Raw genomic sequence first — 22039 nt, 5'->3', positions numbered from 1 at the left:
TTCCGGCCGCGATGTCGGAGGTCCGCGGAAGGATCGTGCCGTGACCTCGTGGCGCGACCTCGTCCCCGAGGGCGCGCGGACCGCGTTCGAGCCGCTCGCCCTCGGCGTCGAGCTGCGCCAGCGCGAGGCCTACGACCCGTCGCGCTGGGAGGCGCGAGCGGTGGTGCCCGTCACGCCGCGATCGCTGGCGAAACGGCAGGACGACCTGCAGCTGGTCGCCCGCCCCCTCGTGCGCGGGTCGCGAGACGCGTGGATCCGCGCGGATGCCACGTGGGATGCCGTCCGGCGGTCCTCCGGCCGGTTCTACCCCGCACACGTGAGGTGGTTCGCCGAGCTCCACGCCCTGGCGCAGGCCCTGCGCACGGCGGGTCCCTTCGCCCCGTCGGGGGACACCGTGGCGCTCGACGCCGTCGACTCGCCGCTGCTGTGGCCGCACCTGGCCGCGGCCGAGGGTCTCGGCATCCCTCTCGTTCCGATGCACGCGCAGCAGCGTGTGCGCCTCGCGCGCGGAGCGACGGCCCGTGTGGCCCTCGACGCGGTGGGTCAGGGAGCACTGCGCGTGTCGGCGGCCCTCGAGCTCGACGGGCGGTCGACGGATGCCGCGCACGCCCGCGCCATCGGCGACTCGGGGCTGTTTGCCTATGCGATCGACGTCGACCCGGTGCCGATCGTGCTGGCCGCCGTCGATCTGCCCGCACCGCTGCCGTCGCTGCTCGGGGCGCCGCCGGTCGATGTGCCGCCGTCCGAGGCCGCCGAGTTCGTGGCGGAGGTCTATCCCCGACTCGCTCGGCGCGCGCCCCTGTCGGTGGGGGCGGGGGTTCCGGCCCCTCCGCCGGCACGCCCGACCCTCGAGGTGGCGGTCGGCTACGAGGACGACGTCGTGACCTACCGGCTCACCTGGGCGTATCCCGGCGGTCTCCGTGCCGTCTACGGCTCAGACGCGGACGACGGCGAACGGGAGGTGCGCGCCGAGGCCCAGATCGGTGAGCGGTTCGCGACGGCGTGGGCGGCGGCTACCGACCTGCCGATCGCGGCGAGCGCGATCCTGCGCGATGCCGATGCCGCCGTCTTCGCGACGCGCGTGCTGCCCGCCGTCGATGTGCTCGACGAGGTGCGGGTGCGCACGACCGGCACCGCCCCGGCGTTCCGCGAGCTGCGGGGCGACCCGTCGCTGCGCATCACCGCGGTGGAATCCCTCGACCGCGACTGGTTCGATCTGGGGATCGTCGTGACCATCGAGGGACGCACGATCCCGTTCGGGATGCTGTTCTCGGCCCTGTCGCGCGGGAGGACACGGGTCAAGCTCTCGGACGGCGCGTGGTTCTCTCTCGCGCATCCCGCCCTGCAGCGTCTGCGGGAACTGTTGGAAGAGGCCGCGGCCCTCGACGAGTGGGAGACGGGTCCACGTCTTTCGCGTACCCACCTGTCGCTGTGGGCCGAGTTCGAAGACCTGGCCGACCAGTCCGACGCCGCCGTCGAATGGCGCGGTCTCGCTCGGGCCCTGCGCGATGTCGCCGACGTACCGGACGTGCCGACGCCCGCCGGATTCCGCGCCGAGCTGCGCCCGTACCAGCGCGAGGGGCTGTCGTGGCTCGCGTTGCTGCACGCGCACCGGCTCGGCGGCATCCTGGCCGATGACATGGGTCTCGGCAAGACGCTGCAGCTGCTCGCGCTGGTCGCGCACACGCGTGCGCTCGGCCAGACCCGCCCCTGGCTCGTGGTCGCCCCCACGTCTGTGCTGCCCACGTGGCGCGACGAAGCCGCGCGTTTCGCCCCCGATCTGCGGGTCGCCCTGGTCGAGGCCACGTCGGTGCGTCGCACGCGGACGGTCGCCGAGATCGCCGCGGGCGTCGACGTCGTGGTCGCCCCCTACGGGGTCGTGCGCACGGATGCCGAGGAGTTCGGCGTGCCGCACTGGGGCGGTGTCGTCCTCGACGAGGCGCAGTTCGTGAAGAATCCCGCGACGCGGATCCATCGCGCGATCGCGTCGCTGACCACGGATGCCGTGTTCGCGGCGACGGGGACCCCGATCGAGAACGGCCTCGACGACCTCTGGGCGCTGCTGGCGCTCACCGCCCCCGGGCTGTTCCCCTCGATCCGGCAGTTCCGCGAGGACTACACACGCGCGATCGAGCAGCTGCCCTCGGATGCCCCGACCGCGATCTCGGCCGCGGCGGCGAGCGTGAACCGCGAGAAGACGCTCGAACGCCTGCGTCGGCGGGTGCGGCCGTTCCTGCTGCGGCGGACGAAGGACGTGGTGGCGTCCGATCTCCCTCCCAAGCAGGAGCAGGAGATCGCCGTCCCCCTCGGCCCCGCCCATCAGGAGCTCTACGACCGGGTCCTGCAGCGCGAGCGGCAGAAGGTGCTGGGTCTTCTCGACGACCTCGATCGGCAGCGTTTCATCGTGTTCCGTTCGCTCACGCTCCTGCGCATGCTCGCGCTGGCCCCGGGGCTGGTCGACGAGCGCGACGCGCACCTCGGGTCGGCGAAGCTCGACGTCCTGCTCGAGCGACTCGTCGAGGTCGCCGCCGAGGGGCACCGTGCCCTGGTGTTCAGTCAGTTCACGTCGTTCCTCGACCTCGCCGCCGAGAGATTGGATGCCGCGGGTCTGTCGTACGCGCACCTCGACGGCTCCACCGTCCGGCGCGCAGATGTGGTCGACGGGTTCCGCGGGGGAGACGCCCCGGTGTTCCTGATCAGTCTCAAGGCGGGCGGGTTCGGCCTCACCCTCACCGAGGCCGAGTACGTGTTCGTGCTCGACCCCTGGTGGAACCCCGCGGCGGAGTCGCAGGCCATCGACCGCGCGCACCGCATCGGGCAGACGAAGAGCGTGTTCGTCTACCGGCTGATCGCCGCGGGCACGGTGGAAGAGAAGGTGCGGGCCCTGCAGCAGCGCAAGGCTGCGCTGTTCGACGCGGTGATCGACGACGACGATGCGTTCGCGGCGTCGTTGGACGCCGACGACATCCGGGGGCTGCTCGGGCCGTGAGGCTGCCGCGCTTCGCCTATCGCGCGGGCTGTGCCACAGTGGGCCTACCGACGAGGCAAGGGGGCGCGGGATGGCCGGTCCGACACCACTCGGGGAACCCGGGTATCACCCCCCGTCGTTCCCCCTTTTCGAGGCGGTCCTCGCCGACGGCATGGCCCAGCCGCACCGCTGGCTGCTCGGCTGGAATGGACTGGTCACCGAACCGGCGACCGACGTGACCCTCGCCGCGCGATCGGCCGATGAGGTCGCGCTCGTGACCTCGTCGAGGTGGAGCTCGGAGCTGGACGCGCGTCTGGCGGCATCCTCCCTCGTCGCGGCCTTGCATCCCGCGACGAACGGCTTCACCCCCGCGGCGCTGAGGACGTTCGCCCAGGACGACTCGTCGTGGACGGAAGCGCAAGTACGGGTGGACGGACATGCCCGGCGCGGCGCGACAGCTACCCTGCGGGGGGTCACGGTCGTCTGCAGCGCCGTCGGCGCATCTGTCGTCGTCGCCGCCTCACGTGCGACCGTATCGCTGCGGCGAGTGAAGCCCGACGGTGCCGATGCCTACGCCGCGAGCCCCTTCACCTCTCACGCCAACGGCGCGCTCCCGGCGGGGCCGCGCCTGCACTGACCGCGGCGACCGCGTTGTTTCGACGCCCCGCTCTCCCCAAACCCGTTCAGCCGCCCCCGCGTAGACTCTTCTGGTTCGCCAACGACACAGGAGCGGCATGAAGATCACCGGCCTCGGCCACGCGGGAATGTTCATCGAGACGCGCGGCGGCAGCATCATCTGCGACCCCGTCATCGGCCCGAGCTTCTTCGGCTCGTGGTTCCCGTTCCCCGACAACCGCGCTCTCGACTGGGAGCGCTTCGGCAAGGCGGACTTCCTCTACATCTCGCACCGCCACCGCGATCACTTCGACCCGGCGATGCTCGAGCGGTACGTGTCGAAGGACATCAAGGTCCTGCTGCCCGAGTACCCCACCGACGACCTCGAGCAGGATCTCGTCGCGCTCGGCTACACGAACCTCGTCCGCACCGAAGCCGGCGTTCCCCTGCAGTTCGGTGACCTGAAGCTGATGGTGACGCCGCTGCGCGCACCCTCCGACGGCCCGATCGGCGATTCGTCGCTGTCGCTCGACGACGGCACCGCGTCGATCCTCAATCAGAACGACTCTCACCCGCTCGACCTCGACAAGCTTTTCGACTTCGGCAAGCCCGATGCGTACTTCACCCAGGTTTCCGGTGCCATCTGGTGGCCCATGGTCTACGACCTGCCCCAGGATGCCAAGCAGAACTTCGCGCAGCTCAAGCGCGACGCTCAGAACAAGCGGGCGATGTACTACATCGACAAGGTCGACGCCGAGCACGTGTTCCCGATGGCCGGTCCGCCGATGTTCCTGCGCGAGGAGCTGTTCCGCTACAACGGGACCGGCCTCGAGAACGACTCGATCTTCACCGACCAGCGCGAGTTCCTCGCGCACATGAAGCAGCAGCGCCCCGACCAGAAGGGCTACCTCTTCTTGCCGGGCACCGAGGTCGAGGTGCACGGGTCGGACGTGACCGTGACGCAGACCCTGTATTCGGATGCCGAGATCGAGCGTGTCTTCGGCGACAAGTGGAACTACCTGGCCGAGCAGCGCGACAGCCGTCAGGCAGAGGTGCGGGCCGAGGAGGCCACTCGCGCGGAGGTCATCCCCCCGGCGGAGATGCTCGCCGCGATCAAGGGGTGGTGGGAGCCGCTGCTGCGTCGTGCCCGCACGATTCGCAACGGTGTCGGCGGCATGGTGCGCTTCCGCATCGGCGAGCTCGACATGGTCGTGGACTTCCCCAAGGCGAAGGTCCGGGAGTACGCGGGCGAAGAGTGCATCTACTGGTACACGATCCCCGCCGACCTCGTGTCGACGAACATCCGGGATCACGAGATCGACTGGTCGAACTCGATCTTCCTGTCGATGCAGTTCGAGGTGGGTCGTTCGGGCAAGTTCAACGAGTTCCTCACGACGTTCCTCAAGTGCCTGTCGCGCGACCGCATCGAGTACGTCGAGAACTGGTACGCCGAGCAGTCGGATCAGACCGAGGATGCCGAGATCGACGGGTGGACCGTTCAGCGCCGCTGCCCGCACCTGCGCGCGGATCTCACCAAGACCGGCAAGATCGAGAACGGCGTGCTGACGTGCTCGCTGCACGACTGGAAGTGGGACCTGGCCAGCGGTCGCTGCTTGACCACGACGGGTCACCCGATCCGTTCCACGCCCAGCGGCGAGCGCGCCGAGGCCGAGCGGGCTGCCGCCGAAATCGCCGCTGGCTGACCCGTGCCGGGGTTCCATCACGTCGAGGTCTGGGTCGCCGACCCGGTCGTGGCGCGCGCGGACTGGGGGGGGTGCTCGACCAGCTCGGATTCGAGCGCAGCGCCGAGTGGACCGAGGGGGAGTCGTGGGCCGCGGGGGAGTCCTACCTCACCCTCACCACGTCACCGAACCTGTCCCGTCCCGATCACGACCGTCGCGCCCCGGGTGTGAACCACCTGGCATTCCGCGGGGGTTCTCAAGCGCGCGTCGACGAGATCATGGCGTCGTGCTCGGATCACGGTTGGCGGCCCTCTACCAGGAGCGCTATCCGTTCGCCGGCGGTCCGGCCCACTACGCCAGATGGATGGAGAACTCCGCCGGTTTCAAAGCAGAGATCGTCGCCGACGAGGACGAGACCACGACCCGCGACTGACGCGTCCCGCGAAGGCGGCGCCAGCCGAATGACATGGCACGCTTCTCGCCGGATGCGCGGGTGCGGCCGACGGCGACGGGGTCGCCGAGCTACCCCGCTGATACGGACCCCCGCCGCACAGCTTCTCTCCACGGCATCCGGCCGGCCCACCCGCTAGACTGGTCCGAGAACCACAGCAACCTTTAACCCCGTCCCGTGAGGCGGAGAAGGGAGCGGCGGATGAATACGCGCACCGTCATGCACGATGCCGATATCGCCCGCGCTTTGACGCGCATATCGCACGAGATCCTGGAGTCCAACAAAGGACCGGAGGGACTCGTCCTCCTCGGCATCCCGACCCGCGGCGTCACGCTCGCGAATCGGATCGGCCCTCTCGTCAGCGAGTTCGGCGGTGCTCCCGTCGCGGTCGGCTCCCTCGACGTGACGATGTACCGCGACGATCTGCACCGCAATCCCACGCGGTCCCCGCGGAAGACCGAGATCCCCGCCGGGGGCATCGACGGCAAGACTGTCGTGCTGATCGACGACGTGCTGTTCTCGGGCCGCAGCATCCGTGCCGCCCTCGATGCTCTGCAGGACATCGGCCGCCCCGCCGCCGTGCGCCTTGCGACGCTGATCGACCGCGGTCACCGCGAACTGCCGATCCGCCCCGACTTCGTGGGCAAGAACCTCCCCAGCGCCCGTGACGAGCGTGTCAACGTGCGCCTCGCCGAGATCGACGGCGTCGAGGAGGTGACGATCGAATCATGAGGCACCTCCTCGACACGCAGCGCCTCGGGCGCGATGACGCCCTGCAGATCCTCGACGTCGCCGAAGACATGGCCGACACCCAGCGTCGCGAGGTCAAGAAGCTTCCGACCCTGCGCGGAAAGACCGTCGTCAACCTCTTCTTCGAGGACTCCACGCGCACGCGCATCTCGTTCGAGGCCGCCGCCAAGCGCCTCTCCGCCGACGTCATCAACTTCTCGGCGAAGGGCTCGAGCGTCAGCAAGGGCGAGTCGCTCCAGGACACCGCGCAGACCCTTCAGGCGATGGGGGCGGATGCCGTGGTCATCCGCCACGGAGCCTCCGGCGCTCCTCGGACCCTCGCGACCTCCGGCTGGATCAGCGCGGGCGTGGTGAACGCCGGCGACGGCACGCACGAGCACCCGACCCAGGCCCTGCTGGACGCGTTCACGATCCGCAAGCGCCTGTTCGGCGACGACAGCCGCGGCCGCGACCTCAGCGGCATCCGGGTGACGATCGTCGGCGACGTGCTGCACTCGCGCGTCGCGCGCTCGAACGTCTGGCTGCTGCACACCCTGGGCGCCCAGGTCACCCTTGTCGCCCCGCCCACGCTCGTGCCGCAGGACGTCAGCGGTTGGCCCGTGGAGATCGACTACGACCTCGATCATGCGATCGCAGCGGGTCCGGACGCCCTCATGATGCTCCGCATCCAGCTCGAGCGCATGAGTGCCGCGTATTTCCCGACTGAACGGGAGTATTCCCGCCGGTACGGTCTCGACGCGCGGCGTTTGCAGGCTCTGCCGGACGGTAGCATTGTCCTGCACCCCGGTCCGATGAACCGGGGTCTGGAGATCTCCGCCGAAGCCGCCGATTCGCCTCGTTCGACGGTGCTCGAGCAGGTCACGAACGGTGTCTCCGTGCGGATGGCCGTTCTCTACCTGCTTCTGGCGGGCGAACGGCCCCACACCGAGAAAGAGGACCTCCGATGAGCCACGCCACCCCCCAGACGCTTCTGGTGCGCGGCGCGCGCATCGAGGGCCACGATGCCACGGATCTCCTCGTGCGCGACGGGGTCGTCGCCGAGACCGGTTCCGGTCTGTCACACGCGGGCGCCACGGTCGTCGACGCCGATGGGCTCATCGCCCTGCCCGGTCTGGTCGATCTGCACGTGCACCTTCGCGAACCGGGGTACGAGGCGTCCGAGACGATCCTGACCGGCTCCCGGGCGGCCGCCGCCGGTGGCTTCACCACCGTCTTCGCCATGCCCAACACCTCGCCCGTGGCCGACACCGCGGGCGTGGTCGAGCAGGAGCTCGCCCTCGGCGAGGCCGCCGGCTATGTGCACGTGCAGCCGATCGGCGCCGTGACCGTGGGACAGAAGGGCGAACGTCTCGCCGAGCTCGGCGCGATGGCCGATTCGCGCGCTCGCGTCCGCGTCTTCAGCGACGACGGGTTCTGCGTCTTCGACCCGCTCATCATGCGTCGCGCGCTGGAGTACGTGAAGGCGTTCGACGGCGTCATCGCCCAGCACGCCCAGGACCCCCGCCTGACCGAGGGCGCCCAGATGAACGAGGGCTCCGTCTCGGCCGAGCTCGGTCTCGCCGGCTGGCCCGCGGTCGCCGAGGAATCGATCATCGCCCGCGACGTCCTGCTGGCCGAGCACGTGGGCTCGCGCCTGCACGTGTGCCACCTCAGCACCGCGGGTTCGGTCGACATCATCCGCTGGGCCAAGAAGCGGGGCGTCAACGTCACCGCCGAGGTCACCCCGCATCACCTGCTGCTGACCGACGAGCTCGTGCGCGACTACGACGCCCGCTTCAAGGTCAACCCGCCGCTGCGCCGCGAAGAGGACGTCCTCGCGGTGCGCGAGGGCCTGGCCGACGGCACGATCGACATCGTGGCCACCGACCACGCTCCGCACCCCACCGAGGCGAAGGCCTGCGAGTGGGCGGCGGCGGCCAACGGCATGGTCGGGCTCGAGAGCGCCCTGCGGGTCGTCCATCAGGCGATGATCGAGACGGGCCTGATGACCTGGGCCGACGTCGCCCGGGTGATGTCGGCGACCCCGGCGCGCATCGGTCGCCTCGACGGCCACGGCACGCCCGTGGCCGAGGGACAGCCCGCCACCTTCACGCTCTACGACCCGCGCCCCTCGCGTGCGTTCGGACTCGACGATCTCGCGGGACGCAGCACGAATTCGCCCTACCTCGGCCGGGAGCTGCCCGGAGAGGTGCGCTGGACCGTGCGTGCCGGCATCCCGACCGTCGCCGACGGTGCCGTGCTCGACGCCCCCGGAGCGCTCTCGTGAGCCGCGAGGGCGCCCTGCTCGTCATGGTCGGCGTGGCCGTCGTCCTGCTCGCCCTGCTCGCGTGGGCCTGGGTACGACGAACGCGGCGCGATGCGCGCTACTCCGCCCCCGTGGGGGAGCTGCCCGAAGGCTCCGTCGAGACGGCGGTGTTCTCGGGGCTCTACGTCGCCACGACCCGGCACGACGAGCCGCTCGAGCGGCTCGCCATCAAGGGTCTCGGCTTCCGCTCCCGCCTCGACGTCACCGTCACCACGGCCGGCGTCGCGCTCGACCTCCGAGGCCAGCCACGCATCGTGCTCGACCGCGACCGACTGGTGGATGCCGCTCAAGCCACCGTCGCCATCGACCGCGTGGTCGAGCGCGACGGCCTGACGCGCGTCAGCTGGCGCATCGACGACGAGACCGTCGTCGACACCTACCTCCGACCCCAGGAGGCCTCGGCGAAAGCCCTCGCCGACGCCATCCGTCCCCTCATCACCACGACAGGAAGCGACGCATGACCGCCCTGATCAGTTCCTCGCGCCTCACGCGAGACCCCGCCGTCCTCGTGCTCGAAGACGGCACCCGCTACACCGGCCGTGCCTACGGCGCACGCGGCGAGACCCTCGGCGAGGTCGTCTTCGCCACCGGCATGACCGGCTATCAAGAGACCATCACCGACCCCTCGTACGCGGGTCAGATCGTCCTGCAGACCGCGCCCCACATCGGCAACACCGGCGTGAACGACGAAGACCCCGAGTCGCGTCGCATCTGGGTCGCCGGCTACGTCGTGCGCGACCCCTCGCGCATGGTGTCGAACTGGCGCGCCGACCGTTCGCTCGACGACGCCCTCGTCGAGGACGGGATCGTCGGCATCGCGGGTATCGACACCCGCGCCGTCACCCGGCGCATCCGCTCCTCGGGCAGCATGCGCGGCGGCGTCTTCTCGGGCGAGGCGGCGAACCTCGCGCCCGACGAGCAGCTGCGCCGCGTGCTCGAGGCCCCGGGCATGGCGGGCCGCAACCTCTCGGCCGAGGTCTCGGTCAGCGAGGTCGAGGTCACCCCGGCCACGGCCGAGCGCATCGGCAACCTCGCGGTGCTCGACCTGGGCGTCAAGCAGTCCACGATCGTGAACCTCGCCGCCCGCGGGTTCGACGTGCACGTCTTCCCGCAGTCCGCCACGATCGACGACATCCGCGCGATCGAGCCCGTCGCGGCGTTCTACTCGAACGGCCCCGGCGACCCCGCGGCATCCGATCAGCACGTCGAGCTGCTGCGCGCCGTGCTCGGCGACGGCCTGCCCTTCTTCGGCATCTGCTTCGGCAACCAGCTGCTGGGCCGCGCCCTCGGCTTCGGCACCTACAAGCTGCCCTTCGGCCACCGCGGCATCAACCAGCCGGTGCTCGACAAGACCACCGGCCGCGTCGAGATCACCTCGCAGAACCACGGCTTCGCCGTCGACGCCCCGCTCGACCAGGTCGTTGACAGCCCGAACGGCTTCGGCCGCGTCGAGGTGAGCCACATCGGCCTCAACGACAACGTCGTCGAGGGGCTACGCGCCCTCGACATCCCCGCGTTCAGCGTCCAGTACCACCCCGAGGCGGCCTCGGGCCCGCACGACGCCAACTACCTGTTCGACCGCTTCCGCGAGATGGTTCTCGCGACGATGGAGACCAAGAAGAATGCCTAAGCGCGACGACATCAACTCCGTCCTCGTCATCGGCTCCGGCCCGATCGTCATCGGTCAGGCCTGCGAGTTCGACTACTCCGGCACCCAGGCGTGCCGCGTGCTCCGCGAAGAGGGGGTGCGCGTCATCCTCGTCAACTCCAACCCCGCGACGATCATGACCGACCCCGACTTCGCCGACGCGACCTACATCGAGCCGATCACCCCCGAGGTCATCGAGTCGATCATCGCCAAAGAGAAGCCGGATGCCGTTCTCCCCACGCTCGGCGGCCAGACGGCGCTGAACGCGGCGATCCAGCTCCACAAGCGCGGCATCCTCGAGAAGTACGACGTCGAGCTCATCGGCGCCGACTTCGACGCGATCAACCGCGGTGAGGACCGCCAGATCTTCAAGGAGCTCGTCATCGAGGCGGGCGCCGACGTGGCGGCATCCGTCATCTGCCACTCCATGGACGAACTCCTCGCCGGTGCCGAGAAGCTGGGCTACCCGCTGGTCGTCCGCCCCTCCTTCACGATGGGCGGCCTGGGCTCGGGCTTCGCCTACGACGAGGCCGACCTCCGCCGCATCGGCGGCGCGGGCCTGCACGACTCGCCCACCAACGAGGTGCTCCTCGAAGAGTCGATCCTCGGGTGGAAAGAGTACGAGCTCGAGCTCATGCGCGACACCGCCGACAACACGGTGGTCGTCTGCTCGATCGAGAACGTCGATCCGGTCGGCGTCCACACCGGCGACTCGATCACCGTGGCGCCCGCCCTCACGCTGACCGACCGCGAGTTCCAGCGCCTGCGCGACATCGGCATCGACATCATCCGCGCCGTGGGCGTCGACACCGGCGGCTGCAACATCCAGTTCGCCGTCGACCCCGCGACCGGCCGCATCATCGTGATCGAGATGAACCCGCGCGTCTCGCGCTCCTCGGCGCTCGCGTCGAAGGCGACGGGCTTCCCGATCGCGAAGATCGCCGCCAAGCTCGCGATCGGCTACCGTCTCGACGAGATCCCCAACGACATCACCAAGGTCACGCCGGCGAGCTTCGAGCCCACGCTCGACTACGTCGTGGTGAAGGTGCCGCGCTTCAACTTCGAGAAGTTCCCGGCCGCCGACACCACCCTCACCACCACCATGAAGTCGGTGGGCGAGGCCATGGCGATCGGCCGCAACTACACCACGGCGCTGCAGAAGGCCCTGCGCTCTCTCGAGAAGCGCGGGTCGAGCTTCCACTGGGGCGAGGAGTCGCGCTCGGTCGACGAGCTGCTCAAGGTCTCGAAGACGCCGACCGACGGCCGCATCGTCGTCCTGCAGCAGGCGCTGCGCAAGGGCGCGACGGCGGAGCAGGCCTTCGAGGCGACCAAGATCGATCCGTGGTTCATCGATCAGATGGTCCTCATCAACGAGGTCGCGGACTTCATCGGCGAGGCATCGGAGCTGGATGCCGAGACTCTCCGCACGGCGAAAGAGCACGGTTTCAGCGACGCCCAGATCGCCGAGATCCGCGGGATCGACGAGGCCGCGGTGCGCGAGAGCCGTTACGCGCTCGACGTGCGCCCGGTCTACAAGACCGTCGACACGTGCGCGGGGGAGTTCCCGGCGCTCACGCCGTACCACTACTCCTCGTACGACGCCGAGACCGAGGTCACCCCCTCCGACCGCACCAAGGTCGTCATCATCGGCTCGGGCCCCAACCGCATCGGTCAGGGCGTCGAGTTCGACTACTCCTGCGTGCACGCGTCGTTCGCTCTGTCGGCTGCCGGGTACGAGACCGTCATGGTCAACTGCAACCCCGAGACGGTCTCGACCGACTACGACACCTCCGACCGCCTGTACTTCGAGCCGTTGACGCTCGAGGACGTGCTCGAGGTGCTGCATGCCGAGTCCCAGTCGGGTCGGATCCTCGGCGTCGTGTGTCAGCTCGGCGGTCAGACGCCGCTGGGCCTGGCCAAGGGGATCGAGGCCGCCGGCTACACGATCCTCGGCACCAGCCCCGAGGCGATCGACCTCGCCGAGGAGCGCGAGCTGTTCTCGCGCCTGCTCGACGAGGCCGGTCTCGTCGCCCCGCGCAACGGAACGGCGATCGATGTCGAGGGCGCGGTCACCGTGGCCGAGGAGATCGGCTACCCCGTGCTGGTTCGCCCGAGCTTCGTGCTCGGCGGTCGCGGCATGGAGATCGTGTACTCCACCGAGGCGCTGCGCGACTACTTCGTTCGCGTCGCCGACCAGGCGATCATCGGCCCCGGGCTCCCGCTGCTCGTGGACCGTTTCCTCGACGACGCGATCGAGCTCGACGTCGACGCGTTGTACGACGGCACCGACCTGTACATCGGCGGCGTCATGGAGCACCTCGAAGAGGCCGGCATCCACTCCGGTGACTCCTCGTGCACGCTTCCGCCGGTCTCGCTCGGTCGCACAGAGGTCGACCGCGTCCGCGAGGCGACCCTCGCGATCGCGAAGGGCGTCGGCGTCCGCGGTCTGCTGAACGTGCAGTTCGCGATCTCGGCGGGAGTCCTCTACGTCATCGAAGCGAACCCCCGCGCCAGCCGCACCGTGCCCTTCGTGTCGAAGGCCCTGGGCATCCCGCTCGCGAAGGCCGCCAGCCGGATCATGGTCGGCAACACCATCGCCGAGCTCGTCGCCGAGGGGCTGCTCCCCGAGCAGGACGGCTCGCGCGTGCCGCTCGACGCCCCCGTCGCCGTCAAGGAGGCCGTGCTGCCGTTCAAGCGGTTCCGCACCGCCGACGGTCACACCGTCGACTCGGTCCTCGGACCCGAGATGCGCTCCACCGGTGAGGTCATGGGCATCGACCGCGACTTCCCGACGGCGTTCGCGAAGTCGCAGGAAGCCGCGTACGGCGGTATGCCGACCTCCGGCACCGTCTTCATCTCGGTCGCCGACGCCGACAAGCGCGCCGTCATCCTGCCCGCCCACCGCCTGCAGGAGCTCGGCTTCGAGCTCATGGCGACCGAGGGCACCGCCGAGATCCTGGCCCGCAACGGCATCCGGGTCAAGGTCGTCGAGAAGTACTCCGAGACGCAGGGGTCCGACCAGCAGAACGTGGTCGACCTGATCAACGCCGGCGAGATCGACATGATCGTCAACACGCCCTCGGGCGGCACGGCCCGTGCCGACGGGTACGAGATCCGCGCAGCCGCGGTGGCCGCCGACAAGGCCCTGTTCACCACGATGGCCGTGCTCGGCGCCGCGGTGAGCGCCCTGGGCGCGATGAAGGACGGCTTCGGAGTGCGCAGCCTTCAGGAGTACGCCGTGGATCGCGCGGGGCGTCTGTGAGCGACACCTTCGGACAGCGGCTCAGCGCCGCCCTCGACCTGCACGGCTCCCTGTGCGTCGGCATCGACCCCCACGCCGCGCTGCTGTCGGCGTGGGGGCTGGATGCCACGGCCGAGGGCGCGCGCGAGTTCGGCCTGCGAGTGGTCGAGGCCGCCCGCGGGCGGGTCGGCGTGGTCAAGCCGCAGGTGGCGTTCTTCGAGCGCTACGGCTCCCGCGGTTTCGCCGCACTGGAGGACGTGATGGCGGGCGCCCGCGACGCCGGGCTCCTGGTGATCGCCGACGCCAAGCGCGGTGACATCGGTACGACCATGGAGGGCTACGCCCACGCGTGGCTCGAACCCGGCTCGCCCCTCGAGGCGGATGCCGTGACCCTATCGCCGTACATGGGTGCCGACTCGTTGCGCGACACGCTGTCGCTCGCGGTGCACCACGGAAAGGGCGCGTTCGTGCTGACCGCGACGAGCAACCCCGAGGCGCGTGCGCTGCAGAGCGCGATCGTCGACGACGCGCAAGCCGTGGGCGATCACGAGCATGTCGCCGCGCGCGTGGCGCACGACGTCAACCAGGCCAACATCGGCGCACCCGGGGCCCTGGGTCCCGTGGGAGTCGTCGTCGGAGCCACGGTGGACCGCACCGCTTTCGGCCTCGGAGACGTGGCTCTGGCGGGCATGCCGATCCTCGCCCCGGGTTTCGGCGCGCAGGGGGCAGCCCCTGCCGATCTGCGCCGCCTCTTCGGTTACGTCGCGAAGGCCGTCGTGGCCAACGAGAGCCGAAGCATCCTCGCGGTCGGACCCGACCGTCTCGCCACCCGCATCGATGAGCGCGCCGCGCTCTACCGGGAGTCCCTGCATGGCTGAAAACCGTCGCCCACCCGAGGTCGACCGCGCCGCCGCCTCGCGCCGCGCCGTCGAGGCCCGTCGCGAGCGCGCCGCGCTCAAGCGCGACGTGTCGACGCGCGTCATCTCGCCGCAGGAGCTGCTGCGCCGGGGACTCGCCGACCCGCTCTCCGCGGCCGGTGCGATGCGCGTGACGGAGTTCCTCACGGCGATCCCCGCGATCGGCGAGAGCAAGCGCGACCGCATCCTCGCCTCGCTCTCGATCTCGCCGGTGAAACGCCTCGGCGGCCTCGGCACGCGCCAGCGCGACGCCCTGCGGCAGTACCTCGACACGCGCTGGCCCGAGCCCGGGCCGCGTGAGGGCCGCAGTCGTCTCATCGTGCTCGCCGGACCCACCGCGGTCGGCAAGGGCACGGTCGCCGCCCACATCAAGCAGAACTACCCCGAGATCCACCTCTCGGTCTCGGCCACCACCCGTGCGCCGCGCCCGGGCGAGGTCGAGGGCGAGCACTATTACTTCGTCGACGACGCCGAGTTCGACCGTCTGGTCGCCTCGGGCGAGCTGCTGGAGTGGGCCGTCGTGCACAACAAGAACCGCTATGGCACTCCGCGCGCACCCATCGAGCGGGTGCTCGCCGACGGCGGCACCGCCCTGCTCGAGATCGATCTGCAGGGTGCCCGTCAGGTGCGCGCCGCCGATCCTTCGGCGACCCTGGTCTTCCTGCTGCCGCCGAGCTGGGACGAGCTCGTCCAGCGTCTGGTCGGGCGCGGGACCGAGGATGCCGAGGAGCGTGCCCGACGATTGCGCACGGCGCGTGTCGAACTCGCGGCCCAGAACGAGTTCGACTACCGCGTCGTGAACGAGAACGTCGACTCGGCCGCTGCGGAGGTCGTCGCCCTGGCGGCGGCACAGCGCTGAGCGGTCACCGGCGCGCACCGTCGGTCGACGGCGGGATGGACTCCCGCGACCTCGCTGCCGGTCCCCGCGAGGTTGCGCCACGTTACACCTGACTCGGCGGACGACGGCGATGCCGCCAGGGTGGGGGCATGCCCCTTGCCGTTCGTCCTCCCGCTGTCGGTCGTAGCGCCGCGCCCCGCGAAACCGTATCGCTCCGAGGCGTCGAGCGCACCTTCGGCGCGACGCGCACCGTGCTGCGCGGCATCCAGCTCGATCTGGCGCCCGCCGAGATCGTCACCGTCATCGGTCCATCGGGCTGCGGCAAGTCGACGCTCCTGCGCCTCCTCGGCGGGTTGGACAGCCCCACCGCCGGCCGCATCACCGTCGACGGCACGGCCGTGCGCGCCACCGATGCCCGCACAGCGATGGCGTTCCAGGAGCCGCGCCTGCTGCCCTGGCGCACCCTCGCCCAGAACGTCGCGCTCGGGCTCCCGCGCAGCACCGACCGGCGCTCCGGAACGGCGCGCGTGGCCGAGCTGCTCGACCTCGTCGGGCTCGAGGCCGCTGCGGCGCACCGTCCGCGCGAGGTCTCCGGAGGAATGGCGCAGCGCGCCTCGCTCGCGCGAGCGCTCGCCCGCGACCCCGAGGTCCTGCTGCTCGACGAGCCGTTCGGCGCCCTCGACGCCCTCACCCGGCTGCGTATGCAGGACCTGCTGCTCGAGATCCACGCATCCCGCCCCACCACCATCGTGCTCGTCACGCACGACGTGGAGGAGGCGCTGTACCTCGCCGACCGGGTCGTGCTCCTGCGTGCGCTCGGCGACGACGATGCCGCGTCATCCGTCTCGCGCGTGATCGAGGTACCGGGCGCCCGTCCTCGCGATCGCGCCGACCACACCCTGACCGCCCTGCGCGTCGAACTCCTGAACGGGCTCGGCGTGCACACTGTCCATCACTCTCGCCAGGAGACCCCATGAGCCCCCTGTCCCGCCGCCTCGTCCCCGCCACCGCGATCGCGGGGGCGCTCGTCCTCGTGCTCACCGGATGCCTCGCCGGCGAGAACGCTCCCTCCTCGGCCGGAGCAGGCGGTGCCTCCGCGGCGGGGGAGTGGTCGACCGACACCGTGACCTTGGACTTCGCCACCTACAACCCGCTCAGCCTGATCGTGCGCGACCAGGGACTCGTCGAGAAGGCCCTCGGCGACGCGGTGACGGTCGAATGGGTGCAGTCGGCCGGCTCGAACAAGGCCAACGAGTTCCTGCGGGCGGGATCCATCGACGTCGGCTCCACCGCGGGGTCGGCTGCCCTGCTGGCCCGAGCCAACGGATCGCCCATCAAGGTCATCGACATCTACTCCCAGCCCGAATGGTCGGCCCTGGTCGTCTCCGCCGACAGCGACATCACCTCGGTCGCCGACCTCGCCGGCACGTCGATAGCTGCGACGCCGGGTACGGATCCGTACTTCTTCCTCCTGCAGGCGCTCGAGACCGCCGGACTCGGGCTCGGCGACGTGCAGCTGCAGAACCTGCAGCATGCCGACGGTCGCGCGGCCCTGGCCGCCGGTTCGGTCGACGCCTGGGCGGGATTGGACCCGATCATGGCCGCCGCGGAGGCTGAGTCGGGCGCGAAGCTGCTGTATCGCAACGTCGATTTCAACTCCTATGGTTTCCTCAACGCGACCGAGGACTTCATCGACAACCATCCCGACGTCGCACAGGTGATCGTCGACGCATACGAGCAGGCCCGCACGTGGGCACTCGAGAACCCCGACGAGACCGCAGCGCTGCTCGCGGAGGTCGCCGGCATCGATCCGGCGGTGGCCACCACCGTCATCGGCGAACGCTCGAACCTCGATGTGAGCGGTATCCCCGGCGACGATCAGCTCGCGGTGCTGCGCGTGATCGCCCCCGTGCTCGTCCAGTCCGATGCCGTGCAGGGTGGTGACCAGGCCGTGCAGACGGCCCTCGAGTCGATCGTGCACGACGACTTCGCCCGCTCCGCGACGGGCGATCGATGACCGCCGGCGCCAGCCGCTTCGCGGTCGAGACGCGGACGGGGCGCACCGGGGTCGCAGACCAGGGGGGAGTCACCGTGGCGGCGACGCGCTCGTTCTGGTCGCGGCCGGCTGTGCACGTGGTCGGGGGACTCGTCATCCCCGTCCTGCTTCTCGCGGTCTGGCAGATCACCACCTCGGTCGGGCTCGTGCCGGTGTACCGGCTGCCTCCGCCCGCGTCCGTCGTCACCGCCGCCGTCGGTCTGGCGGAGTCCGGGGAGTTGTGGCGTCATATCACCATCTCGGTGCAGCGGGTGCTGGTCGGCTTCACCGTGGGTTCGCTCGTCGGGCTGGCGGTCGCGGCCCTGGTGGGCCTCACCCGTGCGGGGGACGTGCTGTTGAGCCCCACTCTCGCCGCCATCCGTGCGATCCCCTCACTCGCTCTCGTTCCGCTCCTGCTGCTGTGGATGGGGATCGGCGAGGATTCGAAGGTCACCCTCATCGCCGTCGGCGCCTTCTTCCCGATCTTCACGACCGTGGCCGGCGCCCTGCGTCACGTCGACGCGCAGCTCGTCGAGATGGGGCGCTCCTTCAGCCTGCGCGGCTGGGAGTTGTTCCGCGCGGTGCAGCTGCCGGCCGTCGTGCCCTCCCTCGTCTCGGGACTGCGGCTGGCGATGGCGCAGTCATGGCTCTTCCTGGTCGCTTCCGAGCTCATCGCCGCGTCGATGGGCCTCGGATTCCTCCTGACGCTGTCGCAGCAGAACGGCCGCGTCGACCGCATCCTGCTGACCATCGCGCTGCTGGCGGTTCTGGGGGCGCTGTCCAACGCCATCCTCAGCGTGATCGAGAAGCGTCTGCTGCGCCGCTGGACGTGACGGCGGTCCCGACGCGATATTGCAGCCCGGCGCGGTAGACTGGTCGAATGCTTCGGCGCTCCCGGCGCCGCATCCACCTCATCCGCCGCACCAGGAGGTTCCCATGGCCGGACGTGACAAGGGCATTATCGACCCGCCCATCGACGCTCTGCTCGACAAGGTCGACTCGAAGTACCAGCTCGTCATCTACGCGTCCAAGCGCGCGCGTCAGATCAACGACTACTACTCCGACCTGCACGAGGGAAACCTCTTCGACAACGTGGGCCCGCTCGTGGACTCCACCGTCGAGGACAAGCCCCTGACGATCGCTCTGCACGAGATCCACGAAGACAAGCTGCGCCTGCGCGCTGCGGAGTGATCCCCAGCCTGCGCACTTTCGCGATCTGTTCACAGATGTGACGATGCCCCGGGCGGCCGATCGCCGCCCGGGGCATACTTGTGCCCATCCCCGCCCCACACTTCTCCGGAGTCGCCTTGACCGACCTGCGCCTTTTCACGTCCGAGTCCGTCACCGAGGGTCACCCCGACAAGATCTGCGATCAGATCTCCGACAGCATCCTCGATGCCATCCTCACCGAGGACCCCACCGGTCGCGTGGCCGTCGAGACGCTCGTGACGACCGGCCTCGTGCACGTGGCCGGCGAGGTGTCCACGAGCGCCTACGTCGAGATCCCGGCGATCGTTCGCGACGTGGTCAACCGCATCGGGTACACCTCGAGCGACACCGGCTTCGACGGTGAGTCGTGCGGCGTCTCCGTCTCGATCGGGGCGCAGTCGTCCGACATCGCCGCGGGCGTCAACAAGGCGTTCGAGCAGCGCGAGCGCGGCTCCGTCGACCCGCGCGACCTCCAGGGTGCCGGCGATCAGGGCATCATGTTCGGCTTCGCCACCAACGAAACCCCCCAGCTCATGCCGATGGCCGCCTGGACCGCCCACCGCATCGCCGAACGTCTGGCATCCGTCCGCAAGGACGGATCGCTGCCGTTCCTGCGCCCCGACGGCAAGACGCAGGTCACCCTCGGCTACGACGGCCTCGTGCCCCGCACGGTCGACTCCGTCGTTCTGTCGACCCAGCACCACCCCGACATCTCGCAAGAAGACCTGCGCGCCGAGGTGCAGGCCGCGGTCATCGACCCCGTGCTGGCCGAGACCGGCCTCGAACTGCCCGACGTGAAGTACTACATCAACCCTGCCGGTCCGTTCGTCATCGGCGGCCCGAAGGGCGATGCAGGCCTCACGGGCCGCAAGATCATCATCGACACCTACGGCGGCGCGTCGCGCCACGGCGGAGGCGCCTTCAGCGGCAAGGACCCGTCGAAGGTCGACCGCTCGGCGGCGTACGCCATGCGATGGGTCGCGAAGAACGCGGTCGCCGCGGGTCTCGCCGACCGGCTCGAGGTGCAGGTCGCCTACGCGATCGGCAAGGCCAACCCCGTGGGCCTGTACGTGGAGTCGTTCGGCACCGCACACGTCACCGACGAGGCCATCGTGCGCGCGATCCGCGAGGTGTTCGATCTGCGTCCGGCCGCGATCGTCGACCAGCTCGACCTGCTGCGGCCGATCTACGCGCGAACCGCGACGTACGGTCACTTCGGCCGCGAACTGCCCGACTTCACGTGGGAACGCACCGACCGCGTCGACGAGCTGCGTACTGCCGCCGGACTCTGACGGTGACCGGGGGAGTGCGCTCCGCCCGCCCACAGGTCTTCCCGCGCGACGGCGTTCACGGCGGGGGAGTCTCCTCGTGAGCGAGCGTCGCGTGGCGCGCGTGCAGCTGGAGTCGCCCGTGCCGCAGCTCGACCGGCTGTTCGACTACGCCGTCCCTCATCCGCTGGTCGCCGACATCGCCCCGGGCGTCCGGGTCAAGGTGCCGTTGCGCTCGGCGGGGAGGATGATGGACGCCTTCGTCATCGAGGTGGTGGCCGACGACGGCTCGGAGAGACCGCTGTCAGCGGTCGAGGCGGTCGTCTCGCCCATGTCGGTGCTGCCCGAGCGGCTCTACACGCTGGCGCGGCGGGTGGCCGATCGTGCGGCGGGGTCGGTGAGCGACGTGCTGCGCCTCGCGGTGCCCAAACGCATGGTCCGCGCCGAGAAGGCGTGGGCTGCCGCGCCCGCACCCACCCCGCCCGAGGTCGTTCCCGCCGCCCTCGAGCGCGCCACGGCGACCCTCGCTCCGTACGCGGGCCTGGCCGCCGCCCTCGACGCGGGGGAGCGGATCGCCCTCGACGCGCCTCCCCATCCGCACGCCGAACTGCCGCGCGGAGCCTGGGCCGACCTCCTCGCGTCCGCCGCGGTGCACACCCTCGCCCGCGGGCGCAGCGCCGTGCTCGTGGTCCCCGACTACCGCGACCAGGCGCAGCTCATGGCGGCGCTGGGCGAACTCGTGAGCCCGGATGCCATCGTCCGCGACGACTCCGACCAGTCCGGCCCGGCTCGCTATGCGCAGTACCTCCGCACCCTCGCTCCGGTGCCGTGCATCGTCGTCGGCCGCCGTTCGGGCGTCTACGCCCCCGCGCACGACACCGCTCTCGTGGCGATCTGGGACGACGGCGACACGCTTCTCGCCGAGCCCCTCGCCCCCGGTGTCCACGCGCGCGATGCGGCCCTCGTGCGCCAGGAGATCGAGGGCTCGGCCCTGCTGTTCGCCGGGCACACCCGCACCACCGATGTCCAGCGGCTGGTCGAGGTCGGATACGTCCGCGACATCCCCCAGACGCGCAGGCCGAGCCCGCGCGTGGTGCTCAGCGCGACGCGAGAGGGAGAACAGCGGCAGTCGCGCGTTCCGTCGTCGGCGTTCGCCGCCGCCCGCGAGGCTCTGCAGCACGGTCCGGTGCTCGTGCAGGTCGCTCGTCCCGGGTACGCGCCCTCTCTCGTGTGCGCCGATTGCCGGCGCCCCGCGCGCTGTCAGCACTGCGCGGGCCCCCTGCGCGCGGCCCGGCCCGGCGCGACTCCCGTGTGCGCCTGGTGCGGCCGCAGCGCCCACGCCTGGGCGTGCGGACACTGCGGCTCGACCAAGCTGCGCATGGCCTCCTCGGGCAGCGAGCGCACCGCCGACGAGCTCGGCCGCGCTTTCCCGAACACGCGCGTGATCGTCGCCGACGGCGCCCACCCGGTGGCCGAGGTCGACGCCGCCCCCGCTCTGGTGATCGCCACGCGCGGCGCGGAGCCCCTCGCTCGCGGAGGCTATCGCGCCGTCATCCTGCTCGACGGCGACCGGATGCTGCAGAACGAGGCCCTGCGCATCGCCGAGCACTGTCTGCGATGGTGGTCGAATGCCGCGGCCCTCGCCGCCCCCGGCGCTCCGGTGCACCTCGTGGGAGTCGCCGGCCCCGTCGCCCGGGCCCTCGCCACCTGGACCCAGCCCGCCTACGCCCGCGCCGAACTGCTCGAGCGGCTTCCCCTGCGCATGCCCCCGGCCGTGCGCGTGGCCAGCGTCGACGGACACGCCCGGAGCGTCGACGTGCTGCTCGAGTCGCTGCGTGAGAGCGTGCCCGACCTCGACGCTCTCGCGATCCTGGGCCCGGTCGACACCTCCGCCGACCCCGACACCTCGACCTCGCGCGCCCTCGTGCGCTTCGACTACGCCCACGGTCGCGCCGTGGCCGATGCGCTGCGCGCGGGGGTCATCGCCGATGCCCTCCGGGCGCGCAAGTCGCGCAAGGATCGCGGCCCCAAGCCGCGCAGTACGCTCAGAGTCCGCCTCGACATCCCCGAGCCCGACCTCTGAGCGGCGGCACCCCACCCCGTCCGTCCGTT

The 22039-nt window shown here is 70.6% G+C and carries 17 protein-coding genes and 1 pseudogene; all 18 read left to right on the top strand.

Features of this window, described 5'->3' with window-relative positions:
- The first annotated feature begins 40 nt into the window (after positions 1-40).
- The 18 genes and pseudogenes from AB6V29_RS00910 (at position 41) to AB6V29_RS00825 (ending at position 22010) form a co-directional block, all read left to right on the top strand.
- The gene (locus tag AB6V29_RS00910) at positions 41-2989 is read left to right on the top strand and encodes a DEAD/DEAH box helicase (RefSeq protein ID WP_369356525.1); all 2949 of its coding nucleotides are present in this window, start codon (positions 41-43) and stop codon (positions 2987-2989) included.
- 70 nt (positions 2990-3059) lie between these two features.
- Complete coding sequence (locus tag AB6V29_RS00905; protein WP_369356523.1) at positions 3060-3605, top strand: hypothetical protein; 546 nt, start codon at positions 3060-3062, stop codon at positions 3603-3605.
- 97 nt (positions 3606-3702) lie between these two features.
- Positions 3703-5286 carry a Rieske 2Fe-2S domain-containing protein gene (locus AB6V29_RS00900; protein WP_369356521.1) on the top strand — a complete coding sequence of 528 codons (1584 nt, stop codon included), beginning with the start codon at positions 3703-3705 and terminating at the stop codon, positions 5284-5286.
- Positions 5287-5289: 3 nt separating this feature from the next.
- Positions 5290-5698 (top strand): annotated as a pseudogene (locus tag AB6V29_RS00895) (VOC family protein).
- Positions 5699-5917: 219 nt separating this feature from the next.
- The gene (gene pyrR, locus AB6V29_RS00890) at positions 5918-6448 is read left to right on the top strand and encodes a bifunctional pyr operon transcriptional regulator/uracil phosphoribosyltransferase PyrR (protein WP_210075161.1); all 531 of its coding nucleotides are present in this window, start codon (positions 5918-5920) and stop codon (positions 6446-6448) included.
- On the top strand, positions 6445-7413 hold the full coding sequence (locus AB6V29_RS00885; protein ID WP_210075163.1) for an aspartate carbamoyltransferase catalytic subunit: 969 nt from the start codon (positions 6445-6447) through the stop codon (positions 7411-7413). The genes pyrR and AB6V29_RS00885 overlap by 4 nt, the downstream gene beginning before the upstream one ends.
- Complete coding sequence (locus AB6V29_RS00880; RefSeq protein WP_369356518.1) at positions 7410-8732, top strand: dihydroorotase; 1323 nt, start codon at positions 7410-7412, stop codon at positions 8730-8732. Before AB6V29_RS00885 ends, AB6V29_RS00880 begins: the two co-directional genes overlap by 4 nt.
- Complete coding sequence (locus tag AB6V29_RS00875) at positions 8729-9232, top strand: hypothetical protein (RefSeq protein ID WP_369356516.1); 504 nt, start codon at positions 8729-8731, stop codon at positions 9230-9232. The genes AB6V29_RS00880 and AB6V29_RS00875 overlap by 4 nt, the downstream gene beginning before the upstream one ends.
- Positions 9229-10401, top strand: coding sequence for a glutamine-hydrolyzing carbamoyl-phosphate synthase small subunit (carA, locus tag AB6V29_RS00870; protein ID WP_369356515.1), 1173 nt, complete (start codon positions 9229-9231; stop codon positions 10399-10401). Before AB6V29_RS00875 ends, carA begins: the two co-directional genes overlap by 4 nt.
- Positions 10394-13681, top strand: a complete 3288-nt coding sequence (gene carB / locus AB6V29_RS00865) for a carbamoyl-phosphate synthase large subunit (protein ID WP_369356513.1) — start codon at positions 10394-10396, stop codon at positions 13679-13681. Before carA ends, carB begins: the two co-directional genes overlap by 8 nt.
- Positions 13678-14538, top strand: a complete 861-nt coding sequence (gene pyrF, locus AB6V29_RS00860) for an orotidine-5'-phosphate decarboxylase (RefSeq protein WP_369356511.1) — start codon at positions 13678-13680, stop codon at positions 14536-14538. The genes carB and pyrF overlap by 4 nt, the downstream gene beginning before the upstream one ends.
- Positions 14531-15436: a guanylate kinase gene (gene gmk, locus AB6V29_RS00855; RefSeq protein WP_369356509.1), complete on the top strand. Its 906-nt coding sequence runs from the start codon at positions 14531-14533 to the stop codon at positions 15434-15436. Before pyrF ends, gmk begins: the two co-directional genes overlap by 8 nt.
- Positions 15437-15564: 128 nt before the next feature.
- Positions 15565-16392: an ABC transporter ATP-binding protein gene (locus AB6V29_RS00850; protein ID WP_369356508.1), complete on the top strand. Its 828-nt coding sequence runs from the start codon at positions 15565-15567 to the stop codon at positions 16390-16392.
- Positions 16389-17432 carry an aliphatic sulfonate ABC transporter substrate-binding protein gene (locus AB6V29_RS00845; RefSeq protein WP_369356506.1) on the top strand — a complete coding sequence of 348 codons (1044 nt, stop codon included), beginning with the start codon at positions 16389-16391 and terminating at the stop codon, positions 17430-17432. The genes AB6V29_RS00850 and AB6V29_RS00845 overlap by 4 nt, the downstream gene beginning before the upstream one ends.
- Positions 17429-18283 (top strand): ABC transporter permease, encoded by an 855-nt coding sequence (locus tag AB6V29_RS00840; RefSeq protein ID WP_369356505.1) that lies wholly within the window; start codon positions 17429-17431, stop codon positions 18281-18283. Before AB6V29_RS00845 ends, AB6V29_RS00840 begins: the two co-directional genes overlap by 4 nt.
- Positions 18284-18386: 103 nt before the next feature.
- Positions 18387-18641, top strand: coding sequence for a DNA-directed RNA polymerase subunit omega (rpoZ, locus tag AB6V29_RS00835; RefSeq protein ID WP_055837405.1), 255 nt, complete (start codon positions 18387-18389; stop codon positions 18639-18641).
- A 116-nt stretch (positions 18642-18757) separates the two neighbouring features.
- Positions 18758-19951 carry a methionine adenosyltransferase gene (metK, locus tag AB6V29_RS00830; RefSeq protein ID WP_267787360.1) on the top strand — a complete coding sequence of 398 codons (1194 nt, stop codon included), beginning with the start codon at positions 18758-18760 and terminating at the stop codon, positions 19949-19951.
- Positions 19952-20027: 76 nt separating this feature from the next.
- Positions 20028-22010, top strand: coding sequence for a primosomal protein N' (locus AB6V29_RS00825; RefSeq protein ID WP_369356502.1), 1983 nt, complete (start codon positions 20028-20030; stop codon positions 22008-22010).
- Positions 22011-22039 lie beyond the last annotated feature (29 nt).

The organism is Microbacterium sp. 20-116, from assembly GCF_041079415.1.
Classification (GTDB): Bacteria; Actinomycetota; Actinomycetes; order Actinomycetales; family Microbacteriaceae; genus Microbacterium.
This window is presented reverse-complemented; position numbering and strand designations above follow the sequence as displayed.